Source organism: Streptomyces sp. NPDC056486 (assembly GCF_042795295.1).
Taxonomy (GTDB): Bacteria; Actinomycetota; Actinomycetes; order Streptomycetales; family Streptomycetaceae; genus Streptomyces.
The window spans coordinates 1-6,379 of sequence record NZ_JBHTSF010000284.1 but is presented as its reverse complement, the minus strand read 5'-3'; the positions used below and the strand labels follow the sequence as shown (position 1 = coordinate 6,379).

Sequence of the window (6,379 nt, the reverse complement as noted above, 5' to 3'; positions counted from 1 at the left end):
GGACACGGGGCGCACGACGAACCGAACTACTTACTTCTCGTTACTTCTCGTCGGAATCGGTATCCGGCTCTTCGTTGTCGGACTCGGCGTCCGTGGGCGCCGACGCACCGCCTTCGAGCAGCCGCTCGAGCTGACGCCCGACGATCCGCTTGAACTTCCGCTGCTGCGGCCGCGTACGGTCGAGCACCGCCACCTCGAGCCGCTCCGCGGGGATCTCCCGCTCGCTGCCGTTCGTGTCGCGGGACAGCGACTGAACGGCCAGCTTCAGCGCCTCGGCGAGCGACATGCCGTCGCGATGACGCTGATCGAGATACGTGCTGATCTGTTCGGCATTGCCGCCGACCGCGACCGAGCCGTGCTCGTCCACGATCGAACCGTCATGCGGCAGGCGGTAGATCTGATCGGAGTCAGCCGTGGCGCCCACCTCGGCGACCACGAGCTCGACCTCGTACGGCTTCTCCGCCTGGCTCGAGAAGATCGTGCCGAGGGTCTGGGCGTAGACGTTCGCGAGCCCACGGGCCGTCACATCGTCACGGTCGTAGGTGTATCCACGGAGGTCGGCATACCGCACGCCACCGATCCGCAGGTTCTCGTACTCGTTGTACTTGCCGGCGGCCGCGAAGCCGATCCGGTCATAGATCTCGCTGAACTTGTGCAGCGCACGGGACGGGTTCTCGCCGACGAACACGATGCCATCGGCGAACTGCAGCACAACAAGGCTGCGACCACGGGCGATGCCCTTGCGGGCGTATTCCGCCCGGTCGGCCATGGCCTGCTGGGGTGAGACATAGAACGGCGTCGACACCGGCTATCCGTCCCTTTCTGTCAGTGACTCAGTCAGTGGCGAATACGGATCGATCAGAGCAGCGAGGCGCGCGGGCCGTCGGGCTGCTCCAGGCGCCGCTCGAGGATCGAGCGGGCGATCTCGGAAGACTCCTCATCTCCCAGCCGCCGGAAACCCTCGTCGGAGATCACGGTGACGATCGGATAGATCCGACGGGCGACATCCGGACCACCCGTCGCCGAGTCGTCGTCCGCCGCGTCGTACAACGCCTGCACGACGAGCGTCGTGGCTTCCTGTTCCGACAGATCGTTGCGGTAGAGCTTCTTCATCGCACCACGCGCGAAGACCGAACCGGAGCCGGTGGCCGCGAAGCCATGCTCCTCGGAACGGCCGCCCGTGACGTCGTACGAGAAGATGCGGCCCTTCTCGCGGTCCACGTCGTACCCCGCGAAGAGCGGGACGACGGCCAGGCCCTGCATGGCCATGCCCAGGTTCGACCGGATCATCGTGGAAAGGCGGTTCGCCTTGCCCTCCAGGGAGAGCGTGGCACCCTCGACCTTCTCGAAGTGTTCGAGCTCCAGCTGGAAGAGCTTGACCATCTCCACGGCGAGACCGGCGGTGCCCGCGATGCCGACCGCTGAGTACTCGTCGGCCGGGAAGACCTTCTCGATGTCGCGCTGCGCGATGACATTGCCCATGGTCGCCCGCCGGTCACCGGCGAGCACCACGCCACCGGGGAACGTCGTCGCCACGATCGTCGTGCCGTGCGGCGCCTCGATCACACCCTGCGTGGGCGGCAACTGCCGGTTGCCCGGCAGGATCCCGGGCTGATGCTCGGACAGGAAGTCCATGAAGGACGAGGAACCAGGCGTCAGGAAGGCAGCCGGTAGACGCCCGGTGCTACGAGTGTTGGCTTCCACGCGTTTCCTTCCAGGTATGCGGCCGCGCGGCGGACGGTGCCGGGATCGTCTCCCAACTTGCCGATGGCCGAAATGCAGTTGAAGCACAGTACGTCAGGGACCCTACCCGCCTCTTGGCGGTGATCCACATGTACGGCTGAGGCGCTTGTGACAGCGGCCCGGCAACCCGCCACGCATTGCCGGCACCGCACGCACCCCCACCCGACATGCCCGCTATTGCCCGCCCTTTTGTACAAATGAGCGCACAAAGTCCTCGGCGTTCTCTTCGAGCACATCATCGATTTCGTCGAGGACGGAGTCCACGTCGTCGCTCAACTTCTCCTGGCGCTCCTTGAGGTCTTCGGAGCCCTGCGCTTCCTCTGTCTGCTCCTCGACCTCCTCGGTGGAACGCGTCGCCTTCTGCTGTCCGCCGCCGGTGTCCTTGGTCGCCATCTACCTCACCCCGCTCGTTCGGTTCGATGCACTTGATCAGACCCTATAAGCCAGGTCTGACATCGGCCCCGTAGTTACTGCAACGTCCGGGGACCACCTCGATGATTCCCACACGCCGGGTCTTTCAGCCTCCGGAGAGCACCCGTACTAGGTCCTCTGCCGTGCGGCAGCGGTCAAGGAGCTCCTTGACGTGATTCCTCGTCCCGCGCAGCGGTTCCAGTGTGGGCACACGTTGGAGCGAGTCGCGGCCCGGCAGGTCGAAGATGACCGAATCCCAGGAGGCCGCGGCCACGTCGTCCGCGTACTGCTCCAGACAGCGCCCGCGGAAGTACGCACGGGTGTCCTCCGGAGGCTTCGTCTGGGCGCGCTCGACCTGAGGCTCCTCCAGGAGGCGCTTCATCTTGCCCCGGGCCACCAGACGGTTGTAGAGGCCCTTGTCGGGCCGTACGTCCGCGTACTGGAGGTCGACCAGGTGCAGCCGCGCCGCGTCCCAGTCGAGGCCGTCACGGCGGCGGTAGCCCTCCATGAGTTCTCGCTTGGCGACCCAGTCGAGCTCTCCGGAGAGGCTCATCGGGTCACTCTCGAGGCGGCCGAGGACGTCTTCCCAGCGGCTGAGAATGTCCTTGGTCTGCTCGTCGGCGTCGGAGCCGTACCGCTCCTCCACGTACTTGCGGGCCAGCTCGAAGTACTCCATCTGGAGCTGCACAGCGGTGAGTGTGCGGCCGCTACGGAGCGTGATGAGGCGCTTGAGCGTCGGATCGTGGGAGACCTGGTGCAGGGTGCGCACGGGCTGATCGACGGCGAGATCCACCGCGATGAAGCCGTCCTCGATCATGGCGAGGACCAGGGACGTGGTGCCGAGCTTGAGATAGGTCGAGATCTCGGAGAGGTTCGCGTCGCCGATGATGACGTGCAGGCGGCGGTACTTCTCCGCGTCGGAGTGCGGCTCGTCCCGGGTGTTGATGATGGGCCGCTTGAGGGTGGTCTCCAGGCCCACCTCGACCTCGAAGTAGTCGGAGCGCTGGCTGAGCTGGAAGCCGTGTTCGTGCCCGTCCTGGCCGATGCCGACGCGGCCCGCGCCCGTGACGACCTGCCGGGAGACGAAGAACGGCGTCAGGTGGCGCACGATGTCCGAGAAGGGGGTTTCCCTTTTCATCAGATAGTTCTCGTGCGTGCCGTACGACGCGCCCTTGTTGTCGGTGTTGTTCTTGTAGAGGTGGATCGGCTGGGCGCCCGGCAGCTGCGCGGCCCGCTCGGCCGCCTCCGCCATGATGCGTTCGCCGGCCTTGTCCCACAGGACGGCGTCCCAGGGATTGGTGACCTCGGGTGAGCTGTACTCGGGGTGCGCGTGGTCCACGTAGAGGCGCGCCCCATTGGTGAGGATCACATTGGCGAGACCGATGTCCTCGTCGGTGAGCTGACTGGCATCGGCGGTCTCACGTGCGAGGTCGAAGCCCCGTGCGTCCCGCAGGGGATTCTCCTCCTCGAAGTCCCAGCGGGCGCGTCGCGCCCGGTGCATCGCCGCGGCGTAGGCGTTGACGATCTGGGACGAGGTGAGCATGGCATTGGCGTTCGGGTGGCCGGGGACGGAGATGCCGTACTCCGTCTCGATGCCCATTACTCGCCGTACGGTCATGCGGCCCTCCTTGCCCGGCGGCGCTCCCGTTCGGGTGCGGCGCTCAAGTACCGCTGGTTCTCCGGTGCGTGTGCGGTGCCCGTCCCCGCACTGCGCGACTCGGCGGTACCGAAGAGCCTAGAGCGCCTTTGCGCTGGTGGGGAGATCATTGCCTTGGTTGAAAAACAGACAGCTGCGGGTACCCACGAAGGACACCCGCAGCCGCCCTGTCTTCTACAGGTACTGACCGGTGTTCGCCACCGTGTCGATGGAGCGTCCGGTGTCCGCGCCCTGCTTTCCGGTGACGAGCGTACGGATGTAAACGATCCGTTCGCCCTTCTTGCCGGAGATGCGGGCCCAGTCGTCCGGGTTCGTGGTGTTGGGCAGGTCCTCGTTCTCCTTGAACTCGTCGATGCAAGCCTGCAGGAGGTGAGAGACCCGGATGCCCTTCTGGTTGGCGTCGAGGAAGGCCTTGATGGCCATCTTCTTGGCGCGTCCGACGATGTTCTCGATCATGGCGCCGGAGTTGAAGTCCTTGAAGTAGAGGACTTCCTTGTCGCCGTTGGCGTACGTCACCTCGAGGAAGCGGTTCTCCTCGGACTCCGCGTACATCTGTTCCACGACGGACTGGATCATGCCGTCCACAGTGGTGCGCCGGTCGGCACTGTGTTCGGCGAGGTCGTCCGCGTGCAGCGGAAGCCGCTCGGTGAGGTACTTGGCGAAGATGTCCTTCGCCGCCTGGGCGTCGGGGCGCTCGATCTTGATCTTTACGTCGAGTCGTCCGGGCCGCAGGATCGCGGGGTCGATCATGTCCTCACGGTTGGAGGCGCCGATGACGATGACGTTCTCCAGGCCTTCCACGCCGTCGATCTCGGCGAGCAGCTGGGGGACGATGGTGTTCTCCACGTCCGAGCTGACACCGGATCCGCGAGTGCGGAAGAGGGATTCCATCTCGTCGAAGAAGACGATGACGGGGGTGCCCTCGCTCGCCTTCTCCCTCGCACGCTGGAAGACCAGGCGGATGTGACGCTCGGTCTCGCCCACGTACTTGTTGAGGAGCTCGGGGCCCTTGATGTTGAGGAAGAAGCTCTTCCCCTGTGCCGCTCCGGTCACCTCGGCGACCTTCTTGGCAAGGGAGTTGGCGACGGCCTTCGCGATCAGTGTCTTGCCGCAGCCAGGAGGCCCGTACAGCAGGACGCCCTTGGGCGGCCGCAGTTCGTGCTCCCTGAAGAGGTCCGGGTAGAGGTAGGGCAGTTCGACCGCGTCGCGGATCAGCTCGATCTGGTTGCCCAGACCGCCGATCTGCTCGTAGCCGATGTCCGGTACCTCTTCGAGGACGAGCTCTTCGACCTCACTCTTGGGAACGACTTCGTAGACGTACCCGGAGCGGGGTTCGAGCAGGAGCGCGTCGCCGGGGCGGATGGTGACGTCGAGGAGTGGTTCGGCGAGCCGCACCACCCGCTCCTCGTCGGTGTGCCCGACCACCAGAGCGCGCTCGCCGTCCTCAAGGATCTCCTTGAGGGTGACGATGTCCCCCACGCTCTCGTACTCCATGGCCTCGACCACGTTGAGCGCTTCGTTCAACATGAGTTCCTGGCCGCGCCTGAGCTCTTCGAGCTCGACGCTGGGGCTGACGTTCACCCGGAGCTTGCGGCCCCCGGTGAAGATGTCGGCCGTGCCGTCCTCGTTCGCCACGAGGAAGACTCCGAAGCCGGCCGGCGGCTGCGCGAGCCGGTCGACTTCCTCCTTGAGGGCCACGATCTGGTCGCGGGCCTCACGGAGCGTGTTGGCGAGCCGCTCGTTCTGTGCGGATACGCCGGCCAGATTTGTCTGCAGCTCGACGATCCGCTCTTCGAGAATCCTCGTATGACGCGGAGAGTCGGCGAGCTTACGTCGCAGGACGGCGATTTCCTGCTCGAGATAGGCAACCTGACCGGCGGGGTCCTCAGACCCTCGCCCCGGCCGGATGCCGCGGTTGATGTCGTCGTCGTGGGCTGCCACGGTCCTCACCTCCTCCAAGGGGAGCTGGACGCTTCCAGACCCTACCTGGGTGGGTGTCGATTGAAACCCCTAGATCACAAAGACGGTCGAGGTGTGTCCGATCTTCACCCTTGCGCTCTCCCTCACACCAGGTGGATACCCACCCAACAACATCGGAAAGCGGGCGGTTGTATCGTCGAAGCGTTCAACACCCGTCAGGGCTGGCCCGACTTGTCCTCAAGTCGGTTCGCCCGACGCAGCGATCGGCAGGAGAAATGACCGTGCAGAACGAGGCTGGGACCGGCCCTGAGGGGCGCGATCTCCTGGAGGTCTGGATCGACCAGGACCTCTGTACCGGCGACGGCATCTGCGCCCAGTACGCGCCCGAGGTCTTCGAGCTCGACATCGACGGTCTGGCCTATGTGAAGAGCGGCGACGACGAGCTCCTGCAGACGCCGGGCGCCACAACGCCCGTTCCGCTGACGCTTCTGCGTGACGTGGCGGACTCGGCGAAGGAGTGCCCGGGCGACTGCATCCACGTGCGTCGTGTTTCGGACAGCGTGGAGGTCTACGGCCCCGACGCGGCGTGAGGTCGCGAACTCATCGGCAACTCAGCCATGAAGCCATGAAGAAGGGCCTGTGCCCGCC

7 protein-coding genes are annotated in these 6,379 nt (G+C 65.5%); 1 reads left to right on the top strand and 6 read right to left on the bottom strand.

Annotated elements, in window-relative coordinates; genetic code table 11:
* Positions 1-40: 40 nt before the first annotated feature.
* The 6 genes from prcA to arc all read right to left on the bottom strand — a co-directional run bounded on the left by prcA (position 41) and on the right by arc (position 5,752).
* Entirely contained in the window at positions 41-805 is a 765-nt protein-coding gene (gene prcA, locus ACFQ7F_RS45010) for a proteasome subunit alpha (RefSeq protein WP_383285303.1), read from the bottom strand.
* A gap of 53 nt (positions 806-858) precedes the next feature.
* Positions 859-1,704, bottom strand: a complete 846-nt coding sequence (prcB, locus tag ACFQ7F_RS45005; protein WP_383285300.1) for a proteasome subunit beta — start codon at positions 1,702-1,704, stop codon at positions 859-861.
* Positions 1,656-1,979 (bottom strand): endonuclease domain-containing protein, encoded by a 324-nt coding sequence (locus tag ACFQ7F_RS45000; RefSeq protein ID WP_383285306.1) that lies wholly within the window; start codon positions 1,977-1,979, stop codon positions 1,656-1,658. Before ACFQ7F_RS45000 ends, prcB begins: the two co-directional genes overlap by 49 nt.
* Positions 1,918-2,136, bottom strand: coding sequence for a ubiquitin-like protein Pup (locus ACFQ7F_RS44995; protein ID WP_249590985.1), 219 nt, complete (start codon positions 2,134-2,136; stop codon positions 1,918-1,920). The genes ACFQ7F_RS45000 and ACFQ7F_RS44995 overlap by 62 nt, the downstream gene beginning before the upstream one ends.
* Before the next feature lie 124 nt (positions 2,137-2,260).
* Positions 2,261-3,772, bottom strand: a complete 1,512-nt coding sequence (gene dop, locus ACFQ7F_RS44990; RefSeq protein ID WP_383285296.1) for a depupylase/deamidase Dop — start codon at positions 3,770-3,772, stop codon at positions 2,261-2,263.
* Positions 3,773-3,985: 213 nt separating this feature from the next.
* Positions 3,986-5,752, bottom strand: a complete 1,767-nt coding sequence (arc, locus tag ACFQ7F_RS44985; protein ID WP_383285293.1) for a proteasome ATPase — start codon at positions 5,750-5,752, stop codon at positions 3,986-3,988.
* Between the two features lie 254 nt (positions 5,753-6,006).
* On the opposite strand from arc, the gene ACFQ7F_RS44980 reads away from it, so the two are divergent.
* Positions 6,007-6,321, top strand: coding sequence for a ferredoxin (locus ACFQ7F_RS44980; RefSeq protein WP_344520703.1), 315 nt, complete (start codon positions 6,007-6,009; stop codon positions 6,319-6,321).
* The last annotated feature ends 58 nt before the right edge of the window (positions 6,322-6,379 follow it).